Origin of the sequence: Bacillus mycoides, assembly GCF_018742245.1 — a bacterium.
Lineage (GTDB): Bacteria > Bacillota > Bacilli > Bacillales > Bacillaceae_G > Bacillus_A > Bacillus_A cereus_U.
On sequence record NZ_CP036132.1, the window covers coordinates 2,818,191 to 2,841,567 of the forward strand.

Here is a 23,377-nt window from a genome sequence, read left to right on the forward strand (position 1 = left end):
TAAAGCTTATTTGAATTTTTCTAAACACGATACCTATAGTTTCAATTATACAGAACAAGATAAATAATGACAATTTTCAGTATAATTAACCAAGTAGTTTTGTTTTCAAAAAAGAGCATATAAAAAATAAAGGTGAATATCTATTCCTCCACCTTCTCATCCTGATTTATCCACCTCATTGTTTTCTCTACATCTAATTCCGAACAGATCTTTTCACCATAACGAACAGACTCATATATCGGAATAATATCTCTCGTTCGACATATTCGTTTTAACCATTGTTGTATCGTTTCATAGGACCTTCGCTGTTCGTGCAATTGTAATGTTCGTTCCCATTCAATTAACCTTTTCCGTATTGGGTCTGTAGGCAGTGGCCGCACTAACTGATGACTTACTGTTTCATTCTTTACAGTTCTTACCGAATTCTCTTTTGTTATCGATTGTTTCTCCTGCTCTATTTCTGTTTTCGTTAACCTTTTCCTAACATACTTGTAGAAATAATATATGATTGCCACTGCAATAATCACAGAAAAAGCTACAGTAATCCATGAATTTGAAAGCACAGAAAATACGTCTCCCCATGAATTTTCCCGTTCGAAACCTTTAAATTTTTTACCCGTCGTTGTTCTTTTCCCATTATCTCCCACTTTTTTATCTTCTATAGGTGTTCCATAATCTTCAATATTTCCAGAGTTTATTGTTTCCTTATAAATTTCTGTAGATTTCTTTTCACTAAAAAAACGCTCTTTTACTATGCCCTGTAAATGCACAACACCTTGTGATACCGTTATCGCACTAACCGCAAAGAAAAGTATGATTAAAGCTCTTACACTCCAAAACTTCACTTTCATATACCGCTTTTTATTAACCATGACATAAGCCCTTTCTTATTCTTTAATTACAATCCATTTATTCGTTCTACTATATTTCTTTGGAGAAGTACCAAGAATTAAAGGAACCGCACCCAATTCCTTTCGACGAAATCCAGCTGTGTAAAAATAAGAAGATGATACAGGCGTATCTTGATCCGATATTGAGGCAAGTACCTTTAATACATTTTGCAAATGTTTCCGATTATCCCCGTTTTTTACATGCAACAATCCGTTATCTTTCACGCTATTAATCCATAATTCAAATGAGCAATCTTGCATAAGCAGTTGTTTACATATGCCAGCTGTTAGTTCAATTAGTTCTTCTGTATCATTACGTAAAGAAACGCCACTTTTATTTTGTAAATTAAGATAAACCGAGTATTTATCTGATTGTGTTCGTTCATATTTTTTCGCCGTTATCGTCCCTGTTTTTGCTGTTGCACCCCAATGGATAGAACGAAAATCTTCATTTTCATAAGATTTCACTCCCATTACTTTCGTTTCATCATATAGCGGAGAAGACATTGCTTTTCGAAATCCACGTGACCATTCTTGTAATTCAGGTACTTGTATTTTCGGAACAGCTGGCAAAACTAAATAGGACGGTGTATCAACTTGACTATATATTATGTGATTCGTTATAAATCCCAAAAGATCCGTAATAACAATTTCAACTTCTTCCCATTTCGCGATACCTCTTTTTAGTGCTATAGCTTGCATATCAAATGAAACTGTCTCTCCACCTTTTATATTAAAATTCATATAATAATTTGAACCTGTACTATGATTTTTGTTTAGCTCCTCATGATCCCAAGTTAGCTTATTTTCACATTTAAATCGAAATACGATATTGAAAATAGGAAATATCGAGTTGTTTGAAATTTTTATTTTGCACGTATTCGTTTCACCTATAAAAACGTTCGAATTACCTTGATTGTATTCCCATTGAACATGAGATACTTTACGTATGTATCCATGCGTAGCTCCTATTAAAATTAAATATAAAAATACGAGGGATAAAATTAGCAGATTACTTGAGAATACACATAAAATAACGGCTACAACTGATACAACTCCTATTACAAAGGGTTCCGCTAACGGTGTATACACGAGCTGTTGTTTCATCGTGCATTCTCCACTGGTACACTAATCGCACCAAGAATTTCTTTAATGATTTGTTCCTTCGTCGTTTTCATCTCCCCTTCAATCGTTAACGTTAACCGGTGAGAACAAACGGCTGCAGCAAGCGTCTTAATATCATCTGGCGTACAGTAATCTCTTTCATTTAATATTGCCCGTGCTTGAATCGCTCTCATAAATGCCAATGTACCTCGCGGGCTTACACCAATTTCAATCAGTTCATGCTTACGCGTTGCCTCAATGATTTCAAGAAGATAATCTTGCACATCATTCCCTACTAACACTTCCCTTGCACGTTTTTGCACCGCAATAATTTCTTCACTTGAAATAATAGAATGTAATGCTTCTAGAGGATCATTCGTTTGAAATCGTCTCATCATTTCCTTTTCTGCTTCTCTCGTAGGGTAACCTTGGCGTATAGTAAGTAAAAATCGGTCTAATTGAGCGTCTGGTAAAGGAAATGTACCCGCTGACTCGAGAGGGTTTTGCGTTGCAATAACTAAAAAAGGTTCTGGTAATGAATGTGTCTGTTTCGCAATCGTAACGGTACGTTCTTCCATAACTTCAAGTAACGAAGATTGCGTTCTCGGCACAGCTCGATTAATTTCATCAACTAATACTATATTTGCAAAAATAGGCCCTAATCTCGTTTTAAATTCCGATTCCTTCACATCAAAATATTCGAGACCAATAACATCCCCTGGCAAAGTATCAGCTGTGAATTGAATTCTTTGAAACTTCGCATCCACACTTTTCGCCAAACTTTTCGCTAATGTTGTTTTTCCAGTCCCAGGTACATCTTCTAATAAAATATGTCCTCTTGCTATAAGAGCTATAGCTGCCAGTTCAATCGATTCATCTTTTCCTATAATGACCTTTGAAATATTGTTAGTGATTTTCTTTAATATGTTCATATATTTCACTACCACCTTTATTTTTTAAAAATTAAGAATATTTATTTTCCAAATTATAACATATAATTAAAAGATGAAATAGAGTAAAAAGGAAACTTATATTTTTTCTTCACTGCACGTAAAAAAGCACCTATTGTCGTACGTTGACAATGAAGTGCTTGACTCCGGAAATTTTCGTTTTAGCTGTTTGACATCTTATATAAATACATTACCTTTCTATTTCACTCCAAATTTCAACATCATTTTCATTTAAGATTGCTTTAATTTTGTCTTTCTCAAAAACTACTAAATAATTATACGGTAAGGCTAGTACTTGAATAATTGCAGGTTTCATTTTTAATAATTCGTAGGCGTATATGGTTTCCAATTCACCTGATTCTTCTTCATTGATAGGTCCTATATACCAACCCGAATCACCTTCACCACACCCGCTAGATCTTTGTAAATAGAACTCTTCTTGTTGCAACACATTTTTCGCTATCACAATCTTATCGTTAAATTTTATCAATTCTCCCTCTATATTTAATCGACGTAAGCAATGCGATTGCTCTAGTTGTACCCATAAAGCAATCGTTAAATCCTCTGACGTATCCTTAAAAGGGTTTTTAGTATAATCTGGGGTAATAATTTGATAACACTCTTCATAGTTACATAAACTAAAAACAGACCATCCAACTTGTATTGAAAATCCATCTGCTAATTTATCTTCTACTTTAGATAACAAATTAAATAAGGTTTCTACTTGAAAACTTAAAGGTTCTTCTACTTTAGCTTTTATATTTTTATTACCTATATTTTTAATCATTATTTTCAAATAAACGTTCCCCACTTCTATTGAATTTCCTCACTCAATCTCTATTCCTCAACTCGCCTTAAATAAACCTAGCAGCAGGATGACTTTCGCTATTAACACGAATAAAATTCCTAATATTAAAACTCTTCTTCCCATGATTCTTTTGCATCTATTAACCTTTGTGATAAAAATTCATAAAAGTTCTTTGCGGTATTGTAGTCATCAAGTCTCCCTTGTCTATTCCAGGCTATTATTGGACACTCATTATTTTCCATATTACTAACATCTAAACAATACGCATATTCCCCAGCATCTTCAATAACTACTAAATTCTCACTCATTTCTAAATCCCTTTAACTCTCCGTTACAATAACAACAGAAGCTATATTCGACTTACCAACTCCTAAAATATCAACGCCAAATAATCCACCGGAACCATATGTATTTAAAAACCACTTATAGCTATCTGGTAATTCTACACCTAGCCTATTTTGAACAACATAAATTTGACTTTCATTTACTCCGCCTGTAAAGTCGTCTATTTCCTTATGTGCTTTAATAAAATTTGTTAATTCCTCTTTATTCATTAACTACTACTCCTTATTTTGCAGCTTCTATTTACATTCCCGTTATAAAAATCCATTAACTTACCTTCACATAAGCATTTCACTTCACATAGAAACTCATAACAAAATATGTACATCGTTTCAAATATCGTTCTCCTTTTATATCACGTCAAAGTTTATCTTTAACCTTCTCTTCTTTATCATAAGCATCTCCAAGTGATTCAAAATTTGTTTTTAGCCAATACCAATATTGCCCTTGATTGTTAATGAGGTTTTTAAGTAAATCAGTAAATGAATTTGCGATAATTTTTGACTCTCCAACTATACCGTGTCGATCGAAGAAACTATCATAACATCTACCTAATCTCTCTTCACTTAAATCTATCGTTACATACCCATCCATACGATCATTACCTATAATATACCAATTTGATGAAATATCCTCCGCACATAACTCTCCTATAATTATAGGATTAGCTAAAACAAACTCCTCTGGCTTCACAATATGAATAGCGTATTCCTCATTTTCAAATAAAATAAGCCCTCCACAAAGACTATAAAATTCTTTTACATCACTTGGAAGCATATGCTTATCCTTATCAAATTCCGGGAATTTTGTAGGCTCATGAACCCGACAATTTGGTAATGTTTTTATTATTTCAATCAACCGCTTCATACTATATTTATATTCCCCTTCCATTTATTTAATTATTTCGAAATTTATTCACACATATCCCTCTGCTACTCTCCATTCCTTAAAACAGCAGTATGTAGGTCACAATTTTCATAAAAGGTTTTTACTTTCTTCTCATTAATTCTATTCCAAGGGTTTTTTGTAAATTAGACCACTTATCACAATAATAATTTTCCATTATTTATACGCCTTTCCTTTAATATCACAAATAACACACCCTTTTTCATTAGCCTCGTCACTAATTTTTTGAGGAACTGTTTTTGTGTACAGAGATTTCCAAATTCAATTCTCCCTTTAGTTGATCACCTTTTAAAGCCAATATTTCTTCTCTATTGTAATCAACTATTGCCAAGAAATACTCTTCAAAATTCTCAAACCTATCTATTTTTTCTCCTGCAAACCAAATTATCTCACCTGGTCTACGTGAATTTGGTAAACATAAAACAAATAAGTCCTTATCCAATTCAGAGACCGCTATTGGTAATAACTCCTGTCTTAAAACACCATTTTCTTTTAAAACATCGTCATCAATTACTGTTAATAACATTTGAGCGTGATCCATTATAGCGGATTTCTTCAGTTGTTCTATACTAAATAAGTCCACAGTTTGATAAAAACCTTTCCAACCATTAGCATGTTGTAGAAAATCTCGATATATTAAATCAAGTTTATAACCCAATTCTTGTTCAAGAGCATACACATACTCTTCGCTTGCTCCTATTTCCGGAAAGTGATGTGGCCATATTTGCTCTACATCTTGTTTCATTAACTCTTGCTTCACTAAAACCAAAGTTGCTATCTTATCTTTCCAGTTAATCATCTTTTAGTCCTCCTCTACAAATTTAAGTTCAGTAGGTTTATAACCCATTATTTATCTATTAGCCCACCCATCAAGATTTAACCAACTATGAGGATTCAGTTTTCCCATCTAAGTTGTATTAAACACAAGACCAATATGCTCTTTATATGATTTTTCGTTTTCCGGAAAATTTTCAACACTCTACTTAAATTACATAGCCGTATGCAAATACAAAAATAGTGACAGTCGGATTCCACAAACTACCACTATTTATAACCTCTTACTTCATTAAATTCTATACACTCTTGATGTACTGGTTATAGAACTTCCTCTACATCGACACTCTCTATCTTCACTTCATATATATTTGGGATATTTGCTTCTTTTGGTACCCATGCATAATAATTTTGATCATTCTCTAAAATAAATTGAACTAACTTTGTTTCTGAAACATTCCAGAAATTTTTAAGATTATCAATGTAGTCCTCTAAATCCTCTTTATAGTCCAATTGTAAAATATAATCTCTTACCGTCAGGGCAAACACAATTAAACTTCCTAATAGATTTTTTTGCTCATTTTCTTCTTCATACTCTTGTGGTAAAAACCACACTTGACCTATTCCTATTGTTTTTTTGTATTTTTCATAAAAACTACTATCATCCATATTCTTATAATCATGTATTAATTCATTGACCAATGAATGCCATTTTGGAGGAATAATATTTTCCAATGCAGGATTATTTTCAATTCCTTTTACTATTTCTTCATTTTCTTCTGTCTCATCTTCATAGTGATATTCACTTTGGCCTATATGCTTAAATTTCATTTCATTTTTATAATGTGCCAAATCATATGGATAATGGTTATTATCTTTTAAACTTGTATCATCAAGTTCGAGTATCTTTACTAGTGCAGCTGTCTCAAAGCTCCAGTACCCTACATATCCAGGTTCTTTATGCGCATTTTTCCATTCATAATCATAATGGCCTTTAAACCATTCTTTCTCCATATACGTTTGTAATCTTTTAGATGCTTCTTTTTTATCTGTTTGTGCAAGTTCTATAAATTCTCTCGTTTTTGCATATGGATTTTCTTTAAAATAAACATTCGTCATTTTTGTGTATCCGATATCACTAGCGCATAAGAGGCAATCTATTACTGCATCATTCACATTTTTTTTATCAACTATCTTTTTTAATCTTTCTATATTTTTTTTATCCGTTTCTAACAAAATTCCTAAAGAAATTATCCAAAGCATATATATATAACCCACTTTGCTAGTCCCTGTATGCTCTAAATCATCCATTGCATTATAAAAATATACTTCCATTGTGCTAATGTCTTCTCCTAAAGAATACATTGCTCTAATGTCGTTCATCTCATGTATAAAATTCCTTAAATATCTTCCTTCTATAATACTTATATTATCTTTAGGCTTTCTTTGTATACCATTCTTTTCATCTTCTTCTAAACTTCTAATCTCCTCTCTATTATCTTCAATAAACTTTTTATGGAGTTCTATTCCTTTTTTACATTTTTCTTCTATGCACAATTGATCTCTCATTCTATTTAATTCCTCCTAGCTTCTAAATTATGGCCATTCTCCAATGTTGTTTCCTTCTTCATCTAACCTATATGTTTTTACGTTTCCACTACTATCGACTTTTGATAATACTCTTTCAACTTCACTATCTTCCAATGCATTCGCAATCTTTTCTGCTAATACTTCATCTCCATCAACAGCTTTCAATATTCTACTTTTTCCAGTTTCAGAACCGTTCAACCAATCATTTGACATTTGTGGTCCATCTTTAGTTTTCCCTAATTTTGAACTACCAAACTTCGCTTCATCAATAACATATTTAATATTTGAATTTGGATTTGCATTTTCGTATAATCCATCAATCCCTTTTACTATTTTATCATTTATGCTTGATGGTGTACTTTTGCCGACTAGTTTCAAATCAAATCCAGCATCTTTTAAACTTTGATTATTCAATAAATTGTCACTAGATTTTATTTCACCATAATTACCTTTTTGCTTATTTGTAGCTGTTTTCGCATCAAAATTATCTACATTTGTATTTTTGCTACTGCTGGGTTTACCATTACCACCATCTTTAGACTTCGCAAACTTATAAAAAGCTTCTATAAATGCTATACACTTTTGATTTACTTGTTATAGAACTTCCTCTACATCGACATCCATATACTCAAAAGCATAAATAGTTAGTTTTCATACCAATGTTTAATTGAAAATTTCTTTAATAGAGCCAATAAAAGAGACCTCAAATATGAGGTCTCTTTTATTGGCTCTACTCCACCTGTAACTTTCTCTTCACTTACTTAAAGCTAAATAACATGGTTCATTAAAATATACAATTCTAAAAAACTTCTTCTTCGAAAAATTCTTTCCTTGATCCAAAAATCTAGCAAAATAAATTAGAACATAAATAAGTGATAAAGAATTATTATTCTGGTAAGTGAATATTGATGAATGTGTCTACTCATTTCTATCCTAAAACGCAAAAAAGCACTTGTTGCCTTTAATTGACAATCAAGTGCTTTAAGTTCATATGTTTTTAAGTAGCATAAATTTGTAAGTTTTGTAGTAACAGTATGACACCTTTTATACATCATGACAAATACTATGTTAAAACTTACGAGTTTGTACGAGTTCGTTAGTTTCATATACATTCCATGCGTTTTATTCATCACTCATTAAAATCTCATCTCGCCTAAGCTCGTACTTCTTTTTCTATTCTATCATTGCACGTAGTACTCTATGATGGTACAACCATCATGGAGTGCGTACTTCAAAATGACCTTTTCTTTTTTTGTACACTTCAACTATACCTTAATTCAATCAGCCCATATATTCCGAATGACTAAAAAAACAATTTTATTGTCTCTATAAAAATAGGCTTCAAAGTTTAAAGTACAACGTCCTGATAACCTACCTCAGTTACTTCACCTTTCACAAGACAAAGGCCTAATCCATTTTCCATATCCCATGTACAGTCCAACGTAAGTCCGATATCAAGAAAGTCGATAAGGTCATTATCCGGAACGAAAATTCCAGATAAAGTTATTTTTTCAGGAATTTGAGTAACTGTTTCTATTAAAGGATAATTTTCGTTAGATTCAACATCGTAACCAAGTTCATATCTTTTTTGTTTATAATAATCTAATATAGGCTCCAAAATACTTTGTTGTAATTGTTGCCATCTTTCTATTAAAAAATTATATGCCATATATTGTTCTTCCTCAAACTGACCATCATCTTCTCCCCTAACTATTAACGCCACCTTAACTTCGTTCCCAAAAAACTCAATGTTTTTATATCCAATCCAATCATAATTATTAAACTCAAGTTCGCCAAAAACTGCATCATTTATTTTCATTATATATATCTCCTTTATTGTTTACTAGCAAATCCATTTGGCATAAACGCTCCTGCATTGATTTCACCTACTCCACCAAGATGTCCAAATTTGCTGTTGATCTCTGTTGGTACAAGTTGCACTATCTTTACATCATTCAATTCATGCCAAGTTAACTTATTTGCACGTCGATATTTCTCTATTTGTTTCCATGTAATTCCACCAGATTCCATCCCAAACTTACGTGCTAATTCAGGAGAATTATTCAATTGCTCAGCCAATTTTTCATCAGCTTGAGTAAAATTAAGACGTCTTGCTGCTGATCCATATCCAGCAGTGCCACCTACCATGTAATTGATTTCTACCTGCGCCTTTGATACTGGCGAAAAATCAGGAACTCCATTTTTATATTGAATACCTTTAATCCCAGCTTCATCTAATATACGTTTCAATATAGGGTCTGGTGGTGGTTTAGGCGTACTTAAAGATTCTCCTCTGATTCCTTCAAATTCAACCTTCGAATTAACTGGTGAAGGTGTCTGATTATACCTTGCTTCATAAGAACTAGCAAAATCGGTTTGTCTAAAAGCAGGTGGAACTTCAGCCTCTCTATTACCCGTACCCTTACCACCATCTTTAGACTTCGCAAACTTATAATAAGCTTCTATTAATTCGCCTTGTGGTATTTTGGTTATGATAGTTCCACCAACACTAGAGAATGCATAAGAAGCATCCCTCTTAAATGATTGTAACATTTCAAGCGTAGGCTTTAATTCTTTTGCTAGTTTTACTGCATTCGCAATTGTACTTATTCCACTTGATGCTTTTGCTCCTTTTGCGACATGACCGATTTTATTTAGTCCCTTATCGCCCAAAAATGCGGTAGCTACTTGCGTTAATATATAAGTAGACAATTCAGTACGGCTCTCTGCATCTCCATCTATCATATCTCGTTTTATTTTATTTGAAAATGCATGCCACATATTTTTTGCAGTCTCATCCAAATGGAAAAGTGCATAGGTTACATTAATAAAAGTTCCTATATCCATATTACTTAAAGCTACTGCGGACTCGATTTCATCTCCAATAGCTTTCCCAGATCCTCTTTGAGTCGCTTCCCACATCTTTTTCACTATTTCAAACATGCCAACTATACTGTCTGCCGTATCGTCCCAAGCATTTCTAACCGGAGATTTCTCCTCAATTATGTTATTTGTTTCTATATCCTTAATTGACTGATCGGTTTTTCGGGCTGTTTCTTCTATAATCCCCTGAATAGAACTCACCCAATCCATATTCAACCCTTGTGTACTAAACGTACCACTTACAGGACTAAATCCTTTCCCGCTTTGCACTTCAGCGAGTCCGGCTGTGATGCTAGCTGCTAATTGGAGGGCGGTGCTGTAATTGTTGCTGGACGTATGATTGAATTCATTTAAACTCTCTCCTTAATTTACAGAACCATTCGTAAACAGAAAAATAGTGGCAGTTGGATTCTCCAAACTACCACTATTTTCAATCTCTTTATTCATTAAATTCCTTATAATTTAGTTTTTCAGCGTTACTCATGATGCACAATGTTTTAATTTGCTCGTTATAGAACTTCCTCTACATCGACACTCTCTATCTTTACTTCATACATATTTGGGATATTTACTCCTTCCGGTACCCATGCATAATAGTTTTGATCATTCTCTAAAATAAATTGAACTAACTTTGTTTCTGATCCATTCCAGAAATTTTTAAGATTATCAATGTAATCCTCTAAATCCTCTTTATAGTCCAGTTGTAATATATAATCTCTTACGGTAAGGGCAAACACAATTAAACTTCCTAATAGATCCTTTTGCTCATTTTCTTCTTCATACTCTTGTGGTAAGAACCACACTTGACCTATTCCTATCGTTTTTTTGTATTTTTCATAAAAACTACTATCATCCATATTCTCATAATCATGAATCAATTCATTGACCAATGAATGCCATTTTGGCGGAATAATGTTTTCCAATGCAGGATTATTTTCAATTCCTTCTACTATATCCACGATTTCTTCTGTCTCATCTTCATAGTGATATTCACTTAGGTCTATATGCTTAAATTTCATTTCATTTTTGTAATGCGCCAAATCATATGGATAATGATTATTATCTTTTAAACTTATATCATCAAGTTCGAGTATCTTTACTAGTGCAGCTGTCTCAAAGCTCCAATACCCTACATATCCAGGTTCTTTATGTGCATTTTTCCATTCATAATCATAATGGCCTTTAAACCATTCTTTCTCCATATACGTTTGTAATCTTTTAGATGCTTCTTTTTTATCTATTTGTGCAAGTTCTATAATTTCTCTCGTTTTTGCATATGGATTGTCTTTATAATATCTATTCGTCATTTTTGTGTATCCGATATCACTAGCGCATACGAGGAAATCAATTACTGCGTCGTTCATATTTTTTTTATCAACTATCTTTTTTAATCTTTCTATATTCTTTTTATCCGTTTCTAATAGAATCCCTAAGGAAATCACCCACAGCATATATATATATCCAATTTTGTGAGTACCTGTATACTCTAAATCATCCAATGCATTATAAAAATATGCTTCCATTGTACTTATGTCTTCTCCTAAAGAATACATCGCCCTAATATCGTTCATCTCATGTATAAAATTCGACAAATGATTTTCTAATATAATACTTTTGTTATCATTAGGATATCTTTGAATACCATTTTTTTCATCTTCTTCTAAACTTTTAATTTCTTCTCTATTTTCTTCAATAAACTCTTTATGATATTCTATTCCCCTTTTACATTTTTCTTCTATACATAATTGATCTCTCATTCTATTTAATTCCTCCTAGCTTCTAGCTTATGGCCATTCTCCAACGATGTTACCCTTAGAATCTATCTTAAACGTTTTAACCTTTCCACTACTATCAACTTTTGATAATACTCTTTCAACTTTACCTTTTTGCAATGCTTTCGTAATCTGTTCAGCTAATACTTCATCTCCCTCAACAGCTTTTAATATTCTACTTTTTCCAGTTTCAGAACCTTTCAACCAATCATTTGACATTTGTCGTCCATCTTTAGTTTTCCCTAATTGTGAACTGCCAAATTTTGCTTCATCAATAACATATTTGATCTTTGATTCTGCATTTGTATTTTCGTATAATCCATCAATTCCTTTTACTATTTTATCATTTATGCCTGACGGTGCACTTTTTCCGACTGGCTTTAAATCAAATCCAGCTTCTTTTAAACTTTGATTATTCAATAAATTGTCACTTGATTTTATTTCACCATAATTACCTTTTTGCTTATTTGTAGCTATTTTTGCATCAAAATCATCTACATTTGTATTTTTGCTACTGCTAGGTTTACCGTTACCCGTACCTCCACCAGAAGACTGGATTTTTTGAATAGTATCCTTAGCATTTTGAATCGATTTATCCCAAACAAATCCACCATGTACAAAAAGACTAGCCCCAGTAGCTGTTGCAGCTATATCTAGTGGAATAACAATTGGAGACGCTAACCCACCAGTTCCTACTTCTGCCACGAAAGTTAAGAAATTAGATCCGCCTATAAGCGAAATACCTTCAAACATTTCTACAATGGACCCAGCTATTGATATAACATTTCCAGCCAACCTTCCAGCTTGGTAAGTTGTCTTACTTTCTAATTTATCATTCTCATGCGGTTGTAGTCCAACAAAGTTTTCTAGTGCTGCATCACCAGCACCTTGAAAAAATTCGATAACTCCATGCAAAAATGATTGAGCATAAATGGCTGTTTTTTCATGCCATGATCTATCGTCTTCCTGCTCTTGTAAGTTCAATTGTTGTTCTTGCAAATTAATTTCTTTCAGCTCGTTTTGACGAGCTTGTACTTCCATAATCCCCTGAATAGAACTCACCCAATCCATATTCAACCCTTTTGTACTAAACGTCCCACTCACAGAACTAAATCCTTTCCCGCTTTGCACTTCAGCGAGTCCGGCTGTGATGCTAGCTGCTAATTGGAGGGCGGTGCTGTAGTTGCTGCTGGATGAATGATTGAATTCATATAAATGCTCTAGTTTTTCTTCCAGTTTTTTTCTCATTGCACCTAATACCGTTACAATTGCACCTACTCCGGGCATTGGTGTAAGTACTTCTATTGCTTCTATACTTGTAATCGATTGATTAATTCCCCGTATTTGTTCTCTTATTTCTTGTTCAATCACATCTGTTGAAGCAACTTTCGCTTGGAACTCGTTTGGGAATGCTTTATTTTGGCGAATTAATTCTTCACATAAGCATATGATTCCTTGCGCTAATGGCCGAAATGTTTGGACAAGGTAGGCTTTTGCACTACTGTATGTTTGTCCTTGTAATACTGTATCTACCGCAAAGGCATCAATAGATTGAATAGCTTGTTCCATACTTTGAATCGTAGCATTACATATAGCGTTCATACTTTGAGTTTGACTTTGTACTTCTCCCAAATACATGTTTAAACTCATGTATTGACCTCCCTTTGTAGTTGCCGCTGTTCATAGGAAAGGTCGTTTTCTTTCTCACTGAGATGCCGTTTTTCTTTAAGCAACGTCTCTTTTTCGTTTTCTAATTCGAATGTAAGTTTTCTTTCATACTGTCCGATCTCTTGCCGCATATTCGTAAAAAGGTGAAATACTTCTTTGTCACCATGCCAAGTTTCTAGTATTCGGTTAAATAAACGATTGCTTCGATTTTTCCATTCATAAAAACTAGCCTCAGCTCGGTCTTGATTTTGCAGCGCAATTCGGTTTTCATTTTGTTCTTCAAATATACTTCGTAATTTTTGATTACATTGACTGATTCTCGTTTCAATTTCTTGACTCATCTTTTCTCCCTACCTTTTCCCCTTTACGTAGGCTGTTACATTATTGAAAAGTCTTTTGAAGTCCGTTATCCATTTTCTCAAATTCATTTGCTACGGAATGGATATTATCAATCGTCTGTTGAAAAGCAGCGCAAAATTGTTTCGTAATGTGTAAATTTTGCTGATTTGCTTCTTGTGCTTTGAAGTTCACAGATAGTGTAGTACGCGTTGCCTTATTTATAGTGCGACTAGTAGCACTTTGCATTCTATCTGAAGCATTTCTCATTTTCGTTGCAAGTTGCGTTGCCGTATGCAAATTACTTTGAAATTCTCCCATCACTTACTCCCCTCTACCTTTTATTTTCTAGAAAATTATACCATGGAAAAATATCCTAATAAACCGAATGTTCGAATTTAACATACAATTCACCACTGTCATTGAAGATAAGAGCAAAACTTCTATTTCAACATAACTGTACCGAAATTAGCTTCTACTTATACAAAAAAAGATGACCTCAGCTTTTTGCTAAAGTCATCTTTTTCACCATATTATTTTACTAACGTTCCATTATAAGCTTTTATATCAAGCGGAGCAGTTAAAAATTGTGCTGCTTTACTAACGAAAGATGTGAAGTGTTCACTCGTATTATGATTCGCAACTGCTTCTTCATCTTTCCATACTTCTACCATCGTATAAACATTTTCTTTTTCTGTATCTTTATATAAGTCATAAGATACATTTCCACTTTCTTCTCTTGAACCATGGATGAGTGGCTGAATTTGTTCTAAAAATGATTGTTGTTTTTCTGGATTCACTTGAAATATTGCGTGAATAATAATCATGGTGTTTCCCCTCTCATATCTCACTTATTTCTATTTGTATAAAATTACTTCCACTCAGCAACTTTTTCAATTGGAAGACGTACTGATGGATAACCACTGTCAGCAGCTTTTCCGATTGAAATTAACATAACTGGTACGTGGCGTTCTTTATCTAATCCGAATGCTTCTGCGATTTGGTCTTTTTCAAATCCACCAATTGGGCAAGTGTCATAACCGTGAGCACGAGCTGCTAGCATAAATTGCATTGCTACAAGACCACCATCAATTAAAACTGTATCTTTCATTACTTCTGGTGTAACCATTGAGAAGTAACCTGAAAGTTTTTGCATTTGATCTTCTTTTACTTCAGCTGGCATTAAACCACGCTCTACTGCTGTACCGTAAATTTCTTCTGCGTTATCAAAGTTGTTTAAGTCACCAAATACAGCGATCATTGCTGAAGATGTTTCTACTTGAGATTGATTGAATTTCGCAAGTGGCGCAAGTGTTGCTTTTGCTTCGTCACTTTCAATAACTAAGAATCTCCATGGTTGCATGTTTACAGAAGATGGTGCAAGTGTTGCTTCTGTAAGAATTTCAGTCATCTCTTCTTTACTAATTTTCACTGAAGGATCGTACTTACGAATTGAACGACGTCCTGTTAAAATTTCGTTAAAATCATTTGTTTTTACTGAGTTAGTCATAGTTGTATTCTCCCTTTTTTATAATTCTTTTATGTTTTCTTGAATGCGGTCTAACATCGTTAAAAGATTGTCGCGCTCTTCTTCACTTAATCCTTTAAATGCTGAAGTGGCGAAACGCTCTTTTTCCTCTTGATACACTTGAATTTTATTTCGCCCCTCTTCTGTAAGAGAAACTAACGTAATTCTGTTATCATCTGGATTTTTACGTCTTGTAATCATTCCGTTTGCTTCCAGCTGTTTTAAATGCCTCGTAATCGCGGCATTATCAATATTCACTTCTTGCTGAAGTGCTTTTTGACTAATTTCATCTACTTCATATAACTGAAGTATAAGCTCTAGTCTAGATTGACTCATACCCGTACAACCTTCAAACTTCGAACTTACTTCTTTATTGAGGAAGTGTAATTTATATAAAATTATTGCTTCTTTTGAGCATGAACTTGTCAAATTACCCCTCCTTTACATCCAAACCAAAAACGTTTGATGCATCAATAGTTGATATGTCAATTAATATAATCTATATCGATTTATAATGCAAGCATTTTGTTTTCTTTTTACCCCGCTTTAACGGGCAGTAAGGCTTCCCTCTCAAAATTTTCGAAAACAAGGAAGTTAGGTGGGAGCTCCACTGCCCGTAAAAGCCCGATTGGTTCAACTAATAATCAGTGGGTTGAAAAACTCCCACTGATTAAAGTTTCACTTTATTTTTCCAAATTAAGGCGCTTTGTCACATTACAAAAAATGTTAATTGCATTATAATAGTACTAATTTAAATGACTGGAGAGTGATTGTAATGCGGCACTACACAAATAGAAATGAGGAAATAAAAATGGAAAATGAAATGAGGATATTTATATATGACAACAATAAATATAGGGATTGTCGCGCACGTAGATGCTGGCAAGACGAGTTTGACTGAGCGTATTCTTTATGAAACGAATGTGATTAAAGAAGTTGGCCGAGTAGATAGTGGTAATACGCAAACTGACTCAATGGAATTAGAAAGACAACGCGGAATTACAATTAAAGCATCTGTCGTTTCTTTCTTTATTGATGATTTAAAAGTAAATGTCATTGATACACCCGGACACGCTGATTTTATCGCTGAAGTGGAACGATCATTCCGCGTTTTAGACGGTGCCATTTTAGTTATCTCTGCCGTTGAAGGTGTGCAAGCACAAACGAAGATTTTAATGCGAACACTACAGAAACTAAACATACCGACTGTTTTATTTGTAAATAAAATAGACCGTAGTGGCGCAAATACTGAAAAAGTTGTGAAACAAATAAAAGCAATTCTTTCAAAGGATGCATTCCCCTTCTACTCTGTAGAGAACGAAGGAACAAAGGAAGCTCGTATTATTGAATATAAGTCATATGACGATTGTATTGAACGATTAGCACCATATAACGAATCATTGCTTGCATCATATGTAAATAACGAAATAGTACCGGACGCACTATTAAGAAAAGAACTCGAAAAGCAAATACAGCAAGCAAATGTGTTTCCTATCTTTTTTGGTTCAGCAATGACAGGTATAGGTGTAACTGAACTACTTGAAAATATTTCAGCCTTAATTCCAACTACTAAATCGGCACAAGATGAAACATTATCCGGTGTTGTTTTTAAAATTGAACGCGAATCTTCTGGGGAAAAGATTGCTTATGTAAGAGTTTTTTCTGGTTGTTTACACGTTAGAAAATATGTTGATATTCAGCGCAGTGAGTCTCTGTCACATAAAGAAAAGATTAAAAAAATGTGCATATTTCATAATGGAAATGCAATTCAAGCTTCTACTGTTCAAAGTGGAGAGTTTTGCAAAGTGTGGGGACTTACGAATGTTAAAATTGGTGATATTATCGGTGAACGGACAGATTATATTAAAGACATTTACTTTGCCGAACCGCAAATGGAAGCAGCAATCGAGGCAGTTCCTAAAGAGCAAATTCATGATTTATACGCTGCACTTATGGAGCTATGCGAAGAAGATCCACTCATTAAAGTGTGGAAAGACGATGTTCATAATGAACTATACATTCGCCTTTTCGGTGAAGTACAAAAAGAAGTTATCGAAACAACACTTTATGAAAAATACAATTTACAAGTTAATTTTTCAAATACGCGAGTTGTATGTATTGAAAAACCAATTGGCATAGGGAATAGCGTTGAAGTAATGAGTGAAAAAGAGAATCCTTTTTACGCAACAATCGGCTTCAAAGTGGAACGTGGTGTGCTTAACTCTGGTATTACGTATAACTTAGGCGTTGAACTTGGATCACTACCTTTAGCATTTCATAAAGCGATTGAAGATACAGTATTTCAAACGTTAAAACAAGGTTTATTTGGATGGGAAGTTACTGATATTATCGTCACGTTAACACATACTGGTTATGCAAGCCCTGTTACAACAGCGAGTGACTTTAGAAACTTAACACCGCTCGTATTAATGGCTGCTTTAAAGCAAGCTGAAACATGTGTATATGAACCATTAAACGAATTTGAATTAACTGTTCCAGAGCACGCAATTAGTACCGCAATGTATAAACTAGCTGCCATTCCAGCAACTTTCGCAGAGCCTATATTCTATAATGACTCTTACTATTTAACAGGATCATTACCTGTTGCGAAAACAGAGAATTTTAAACGAATGCTCCATTCATTTACTGAAGGAGAAGGTATCTTTATAACAAAGCCAACTGGTTTCACAAAGCTGCAGGCTTCCTTCCCTACTCGAAAACGTGTTGACTTTAATCCGCTGAATCGTAAGGATTATTTGCTTCATGTTTTGAAGGCTTATTAATTAACAAATAGAAAAAGTGCCCTCTTGTATGATATTTTCTTTACTAGAGGGCACTTTTTTACACAATATTAAGGTAGAGCTGGTTCAAACTCTCCTGTGATTGTTTGATATCCATTATTGTTCTCATATTCCTGTTTCCGCTCTAACCCGAACTTTTCTAAAATAGGCAGGTCATTTGTTGAAAATACATAACTATTTTCTAGCGCAACGTGTTCGTGCCATGCCCAGTTTGGTACAACAAAGAAGTCTCCTTTCGACCAGTCAAAGCGAACACCATTAATAATCGTATATCCTGCCCCTTCATGCACATGATAGATTGATGCATGCGTATGACGATGTGCTTTTCCTTTGAATCCCTTCGGCAATTTTTGCATCCAAGCTGCAATCGTTGGACACGCTGTTTCACCGTTTGATGGGTTTATATACTCAACAGCATAACCATCATAAGCATCTGGCTCAAAACGACTTAATCCGTTAAGCGCTGCTTCCGTCCCTAACCATTTGTAAGAACTAAGTGGAGCTTTCTTTACATATCGGTCGGAAATCGGTCGAACCATTCCACCTTCATAACGCTGAGCAGTATAATTGTCCGGCACGTTTGGCTGTTCAATTTTTTCTGGATACGGCTCAAAGAACGTACCGCCGAGATAATAAATGGTCGGAATATCAAGGCAATCCATCCAAATCATCGGTTTGTCACCTGTGTGACCATGTCCATGCCACAGTCCATTTGGAGTTGTTAAGAAGTCTCCTCGTTCCATGAAAATACGCTCTCCTTGCACAATTGAGTAAGCCCCTTCTCCTTCCATGACGAAACGTAACGCATTTTGAACATGCCGATGTGACGGAGCGGTTTCTCCAGGTTGTATCAATTGAACCGCTGCATATAACGTTTGGGTGGTCGATGCCCATCCCCAAGGTTTTCTATAATTAAGTCCAGGATTTTGAAAGTAGATGGCCCTGCGTTCTCCCCCGCGGTCTGGTGTAAATATTTGCGTCGCCTCTGTTAACTTCTTTTGAAGCAATTCAGATTTCCAAAGGTACGCTTGTGCATGAGGCTCAGGTGTATGTTTCATTAAATCTGGGATCGCGTTCCAAAGTGGTCCGAGATGATATTGTTCTATATCACGATTGAAATCTTGTACGAGTGTACTTTCAAAAAAAGCATTTTTTTCCGCCATTTTATTTGCCCCCTTTATTGCTCATTAAATTTAAGTACATTCCGCTCGATTTGTTTATAATGCTTTTCTGTATGTTCTACGATGAGGTGATTCACGATAAAGTCAATCGGCTTATTGTTGAAACGAGGATTACGACTTGGAGCCTGAATATTTAACTCTTCGTCTGTTAATGTGTTTAGTACATTTTCTATGATTAGTGGTATAGAAGACAGCTGCTCTATGACTTCTTCTATAGATTTTTTGTTTATATTCTCTTCTGATACTGCTTGTAGACGTACTTCATCTGTTAAACCGCGGCCCCATACGTTTTCATGGTTTAATTTAATATTGTTAATTTCTTTTGCCCAATACGGGATAGCTTCCGCTACATGTGTAATAATTTGCATAATTGACCATTCATCTTCTGAAGGTTTCCAATAGATGATTTCCTCTGGCAAAGACTTAACAATAGTCTTGATCTTATCGATTGATTCATAAACAGATTCGGCTGCGTGGATTTGCAAGCTTTTCGTCATAGTACTGGCACCTCTACTGTTTGTCTTACTTTATTTTCAAGTACGCCTACTCCATCAACTTCAATACGAACGATATCTCCATCTTTAAGAAATACTTGCGGATTACGTGCAACACCTACCCCACCTGGCGTACCTGTTAAAATGACATCCCCTGGCTCTAGTGTCATTAAACCGGATAAAAACGAAACGAGATATTGTACCGAGAATACTAAATTAGCAGTATTAGATCGCTGACGTGTCTCTCCATTCACTGTTAAGACAATTTCCAAGCCAGATGGGTTCGTTAATTCATCTGAAGTAATTAACCACGGTCCCATTGGAGCACTTCCTTCAACTGTCTTACCTTGAAGCCATTGAATCGTACGGCGCTGAATATCACGATAAGTAATATCATTCGCAATTGTGTAACCAGCTACATATTGGAGGGCATCTCCTTCTGAAATATTTCGAGCACGCTTCCCGATTACAAAAGCAAATTCAGCTTCGTAATCTAGTTGTTCAGAAATCGGGTAATGTGGAATATCATCTTCTGGACCGATTACTGTATTGGCAAACTTCGCAAAGATGACTGGAAATGCAGGTAAGTCGCGTTTCATTTCCAAAATGTGTTCACGATAATTGTGACCTACACATATAATTTTTCCTGGCGAAGGTACTGGAGCTTCTATTTTCACTTCACCTTCTTCAAATACCAATTTATCTCCATGGTTTTTCATAAGCGCATAAGCGATCGCATCTTTTGCTAAATTCATACTTTCCGTTCCACCTTGTAAAAATCCATTCATATCCTTTGGTATATACGCCTCTGCAATTTGAGCGGCCCTAAGGTTTCCTTCGCTTGTCAATTTCGCTTTAAAAGCAGCATGCAAATCAATCAATTTCCCGTTTTCTAAAGCAGCAATTCTCGTTTCTCCATTACGTGTAAAAGTAACAAGTTTCATAGTAATCTCCCTTTCCTTTAAATGAATGAAAATTCTACCCTGAACGATAGTAACGTATAACTTTCCGGCCCTACTCTTTGTTATAAAAGATAAAAAGCATTTCCTTCTGGACCAAGTGGTACATGTCCCATTTCTATTAACTCTATAATTGGGAGAAATACATTTTTTTCTTCAGCTAATTCAGCAGCACATGCAAGAACACTTACGTACATCGCATGCCCAACGAGAAATTCCACTATTTTTTCCTCTCCTAAAATTTCGAACGCTTGTTTATAAACACCATGAAAGATTGCTTCTGGTACTTTATCTATTACATCTACAAGAAGTTTTTCGTTACCTACACGTACAATTTTTTCTTTCAATTGATCTGGCACTTCTGCTAGTGCCCCCCATAAAGCGTTACCTTCAAATGAAATCCGCCCAATGGTCTCATGTAATTGTTTTCTTGAAATCCATTTAATTTCATATTCACTAACGTTTAGAGAACTCATAAATTGATCTATTTTCTTCTCAGCCTCTAGATTTTGCTGTCCAATATTCCTATACCAGTTCATCGTCATTAACCGCTCAATCATTCCATTTGTAGAACGGGCATGAGAACCATACTTTTCTTCATTCATGAATTGAGACAAAACCATTTCTTATCGCTCCTTTCATCTTGTTCACGTTACTCATCTAATTATTTTTATAATTTTAATATTTCGTTGTCAGTTCAGGAGGTCCAAATTTCGGTCCATATGGTCCCTCATCAAGCCATCTTCCAAGCCTCGGAACGATAGATACCATCGAGGCAGCAATGTCGCGTTTCATGTTCATTTCAGGAGAATTCCCTTGAAGGTGATAAAGAGCTGTAGTTGAAGCGTCGCGGTTCCATTTAGCTGCAATTCGGCGTTCGTTTGCAGCTGCTTCAATCGCGTACACCCGCTCTTCTTCAGAATTAGATTGTAGTGCTTTCTCAATACCTCTCGCAGCAAGAACAGCATCTGGAATTCCAGAATTTAATCCACGTGCTCCGAATGGGGCGAATAAATGTGCTGCTTCTCCAGCTAGAAGAACACGACGTTTTTCGTCAGTAAATGAATTTGCCACTACTTGATGGAAACGGTAGGAAGACACCCACGTAATCCTCTCAGCGTACTTAGCATCCATAACTTTTGGCAACCATTTCTTAGCACTTTCAATATTTGTATAATCATCTGGATTATCTGACTCAAGCAGTTGTAAATCAATGCGCCATCCGCCTTTAAACGGAACAAACATTACATTTCTTCCTTCCATTGCTGGATGCTGGTAATGGAATATTCTTTCTAAAGGAAGTGGATCTGTTTCATCTTCTTTCGCATCTACGACGATAAAAGTATCTGCTGTGCGCGGACCTTCAAACTTTAATTCCGCTTGCTCTCTTACGATTGAACGTGCTCCATCACATCCAATTACATACTGCGCCTTTAAGATTTCGTCATTTGTGATTGTAAGTTCTACTCCAGAGTCTGTAATGTGTAACTTTTTAACTGGAGCATCCCAAAGGAATTCAACGCCTGCTTTTATACATGCCTCATACATATGCTTTTCGATCTCATCTTGATGAAGAGCTGTGAAATGAGGCAATCGGTTATAATTAAGGCTTTCATCCTTACCGTAATTTCGTACATATACTTCTTTCCCTTTATAAAACGTTCGTTTTACAGGCCAAATAATTCCGTTATGAGCAAGTGTGAAGCCAAGGCCTTCTGAAGTCTCCTCCAGTAGTTTTAACGAAGCACTATGCAAATAGATTGCTCTACTTCCTGGGCGTGGTCTCCCGAATGAATCTGCCTCTATTACTAAAGTTGATATCCCCTTCTTTTGTAATGCAAGTCCTGCTACAAGTCCTACTGGGCCCGCACCAACAACAATGGCATCATATTTTTTTTCTTTTCCCATCAATATCTCCCCTTTATTAACAATTTCCCATTATGATATCCTTGCCTGTTCTTCTTTAACTCTCTACCGTTTTTATCTCCGGCATCATCTTCCTCCGAATATCCTCAGGTATTGGATGCGCTTTCGCTTTTTCTTTGAAAGAAGTCCATGCACGAGTTTCATAACCTTCTGCCACAACCCGTTCACCTTTTACAAAAACATGCTGAATTGTAAAAACTTTATTATGCAATTCGTTCACAGTACTTTTCACAACTACTTGATCTTCAAAACGAAGAGGTGACTTAAATTGGCATTTTGCTTCTAGTAAGGGCAAACCAATTTGTTGTTCTTCGTAAAGTTCGACTGAAGGAAAACCAATTTTTTTAAAATATTCATGAGTTGCTTCATCCATCCATTTATAAAAATTAGGATAATACACAATGCCCGCAGCATCAGTGTCTCCCCACCTTACTTGAAAAGCATACTCTTCCATTATGCCCTCGC

At 35.0% G+C, this 23,377-nt stretch carries 22 protein-coding genes and 3 pseudogenes; 1 reads left to right on the top strand and 24 read right to left on the bottom strand.

What is annotated here, in order from left to right; translation table 11 throughout:
* Window positions 1-140: 140 nt before the first annotated feature.
* The 18 genes and pseudogenes from EXW56_RS14340 to EXW56_RS14425 all read right to left on the bottom strand — a co-directional run bounded on the left by EXW56_RS14340 (window position 141) and on the right by EXW56_RS14425 (window position 15,980).
* Window positions 141-872, bottom strand: a complete 732-nt coding sequence (locus EXW56_RS14340; RefSeq protein ID WP_215557058.1) for a 6TM ABC transporter family protein — start codon at window positions 870-872, stop codon at window positions 141-143.
* A 15-nt stretch (window positions 873-887) separates the two neighbouring features.
* Entirely contained in the window at window positions 888-1,997 is a 1,110-nt protein-coding gene (locus EXW56_RS14345; RefSeq protein WP_199660922.1) for a DUF58 domain-containing protein, read from the bottom strand.
* Complete coding sequence (locus EXW56_RS14350) at window positions 1,994-2,926, bottom strand: AAA family ATPase (RefSeq protein WP_215596671.1); 933 nt, start codon at window positions 2,924-2,926, stop codon at window positions 1,994-1,996. Before EXW56_RS14350 ends, EXW56_RS14345 begins: the two co-directional genes overlap by 4 nt.
* A 208-nt stretch (window positions 2,927-3,134) precedes the next feature.
* A complete protein-coding gene (locus tag EXW56_RS14355; RefSeq protein WP_215557061.1) occupies window positions 3,135-3,740 on the bottom strand; it encodes an immunity protein Imm33 domain-containing protein in 606 nt (201 codons plus the stop codon).
* A gap of 116 nt (window positions 3,741-3,856) precedes the next feature.
* Window positions 3,857-4,306 (bottom strand): annotated as a pseudogene (locus EXW56_RS14360) (SMI1/KNR4 family protein).
* Between the two features lie 148 nt (window positions 4,307-4,454).
* Complete coding sequence (locus tag EXW56_RS14365) at window positions 4,455-4,961, bottom strand: SMI1/KNR4 family protein (protein WP_016105236.1); 507 nt, start codon at window positions 4,959-4,961, stop codon at window positions 4,455-4,457.
* A gap of 256 nt (window positions 4,962-5,217) precedes the next feature.
* Window positions 5,218-5,799, bottom strand: a complete 582-nt coding sequence (locus EXW56_RS14370; RefSeq protein ID WP_215557062.1) for an SMI1/KNR4 family protein — start codon at window positions 5,797-5,799, stop codon at window positions 5,218-5,220.
* Window positions 5,800-6,095: 296 nt separating this feature from the next.
* Window positions 6,096-7,343 carry a PoNi-like cognate immunity protein gene (locus EXW56_RS14375; protein ID WP_215596672.1) on the bottom strand — a complete coding sequence of 416 codons (1,248 nt, stop codon included), beginning with the start codon at window positions 7,341-7,343 and terminating at the stop codon, window positions 6,096-6,098.
* 27 nt (window positions 7,344-7,370) lie between these two features.
* Window positions 7,371-7,931, bottom strand: a pseudogene (locus EXW56_RS14380) (hypothetical protein); the annotation flags it as partial.
* 781 nt (window positions 7,932-8,712) lie between these two features.
* Window positions 8,713-9,183: a DUF6985 domain-containing protein gene (locus tag EXW56_RS14385; RefSeq protein ID WP_215557064.1), complete on the bottom strand. Its 471-nt coding sequence runs from the start codon at window positions 9,181-9,183 to the stop codon at window positions 8,713-8,715.
* Between the two features lie 14 nt (window positions 9,184-9,197).
* Window positions 9,198-10,607: pseudogene (locus tag EXW56_RS14390) on the bottom strand (HNH endonuclease); the annotation flags it as partial.
* 149 nt (window positions 10,608-10,756) lie between these two features.
* On the bottom strand, window positions 10,757-12,004 hold the full coding sequence (locus EXW56_RS14395; protein WP_215557065.1) for a PoNi-like cognate immunity protein: 1,248 nt from the start codon (window positions 12,002-12,004) through the stop codon (window positions 10,757-10,759).
* 27 nt (window positions 12,005-12,031) lie between these two features.
* A complete protein-coding gene (locus EXW56_RS14400; RefSeq protein WP_215557066.1) occupies window positions 12,032-13,669 on the bottom strand; it encodes a T7SS effector LXG polymorphic toxin in 1,638 nt (545 codons plus the stop codon).
* Complete coding sequence (locus EXW56_RS14405) at window positions 13,666-14,028, bottom strand: DUF3958 family protein (RefSeq protein WP_215557067.1); 363 nt, start codon at window positions 14,026-14,028, stop codon at window positions 13,666-13,668. The genes EXW56_RS14400 and EXW56_RS14405 overlap by 4 nt, the downstream gene beginning before the upstream one ends.
* 40 nt (window positions 14,029-14,068) lie before the next feature.
* On the bottom strand, window positions 14,069-14,344 hold the full coding sequence (locus EXW56_RS14410) for a TIGR04197 family type VII secretion effector (RefSeq protein WP_002110571.1): 276 nt from the start codon (window positions 14,342-14,344) through the stop codon (window positions 14,069-14,071).
* Window positions 14,345-14,556: 212 nt separating this feature from the next.
* Window positions 14,557-14,850: a putative quinol monooxygenase gene (locus tag EXW56_RS14415; RefSeq protein ID WP_002110572.1), complete on the bottom strand. Its 294-nt coding sequence runs from the start codon at window positions 14,848-14,850 to the stop codon at window positions 14,557-14,559.
* Between the two features lie 44 nt (window positions 14,851-14,894).
* Window positions 14,895-15,533: a nitroreductase family protein gene (locus tag EXW56_RS14420; RefSeq protein ID WP_002110573.1), complete on the bottom strand. Its 639-nt coding sequence runs from the start codon at window positions 15,531-15,533 to the stop codon at window positions 14,895-14,897.
* Window positions 15,534-15,551: 18 nt separating this feature from the next.
* Window positions 15,552-15,980: a MarR family winged helix-turn-helix transcriptional regulator gene (locus tag EXW56_RS14425; protein WP_000204168.1), complete on the bottom strand. Its 429-nt coding sequence runs from the start codon at window positions 15,978-15,980 to the stop codon at window positions 15,552-15,554.
* A 410-nt stretch (window positions 15,981-16,390) separates the two neighbouring features.
* On the opposite strand from EXW56_RS14425, the gene EXW56_RS14430 reads away from it, so the two are divergent.
* Window positions 16,391-18,334: an elongation factor G gene (locus EXW56_RS14430; RefSeq protein WP_215557068.1), complete on the top strand. Its 1,944-nt coding sequence runs from the start codon at window positions 16,391-16,393 to the stop codon at window positions 18,332-18,334.
* A gap of 68 nt (window positions 18,335-18,402) precedes the next feature.
* Here the strand turns inward: EXW56_RS14430 and EXW56_RS14435 are convergent, their stop codons facing one another.
* The 6 genes from EXW56_RS14435 to EXW56_RS14460 form a co-directional block, all read right to left on the bottom strand.
* Window positions 18,403-19,515, bottom strand: a complete 1,113-nt coding sequence (locus EXW56_RS14435; protein ID WP_215557069.1) for a cupin domain-containing protein — start codon at window positions 19,513-19,515, stop codon at window positions 18,403-18,405.
* A 14-nt stretch (window positions 19,516-19,529) separates the two neighbouring features.
* Window positions 19,530-20,030: a DinB family protein gene (locus EXW56_RS14440; RefSeq protein ID WP_071151435.1), complete on the bottom strand. Its 501-nt coding sequence runs from the start codon at window positions 20,028-20,030 to the stop codon at window positions 19,530-19,532.
* The gene (locus EXW56_RS14445; protein WP_070139579.1) at window positions 20,027-20,971 is read right to left on the bottom strand and encodes a fumarylacetoacetate hydrolase family protein; all 945 of its coding nucleotides are present in this window, start codon (window positions 20,969-20,971) and stop codon (window positions 20,027-20,029) included. Before EXW56_RS14445 ends, EXW56_RS14440 begins: the two co-directional genes overlap by 4 nt.
* A gap of 80 nt (window positions 20,972-21,051) precedes the next feature.
* Window positions 21,052-21,609, bottom strand: a complete 558-nt coding sequence (locus tag EXW56_RS14450; protein ID WP_215557070.1) for a hypothetical protein — start codon at window positions 21,607-21,609, stop codon at window positions 21,052-21,054.
* Window positions 21,610-21,664: 55 nt separating this feature from the next.
* Complete coding sequence (locus EXW56_RS14455; protein WP_215557071.1) at window positions 21,665-22,894, bottom strand: FAD-dependent oxidoreductase; 1,230 nt, start codon at window positions 22,892-22,894, stop codon at window positions 21,665-21,667.
* 55 nt (window positions 22,895-22,949) lie between these two features.
* The gene (locus EXW56_RS14460; protein ID WP_215557072.1) at window positions 22,950-23,366 is read right to left on the bottom strand and encodes an acyl-CoA thioesterase; all 417 of its coding nucleotides are present in this window, start codon (window positions 23,364-23,366) and stop codon (window positions 22,950-22,952) included.
* Window positions 23,367-23,377 lie beyond the last annotated feature (11 nt).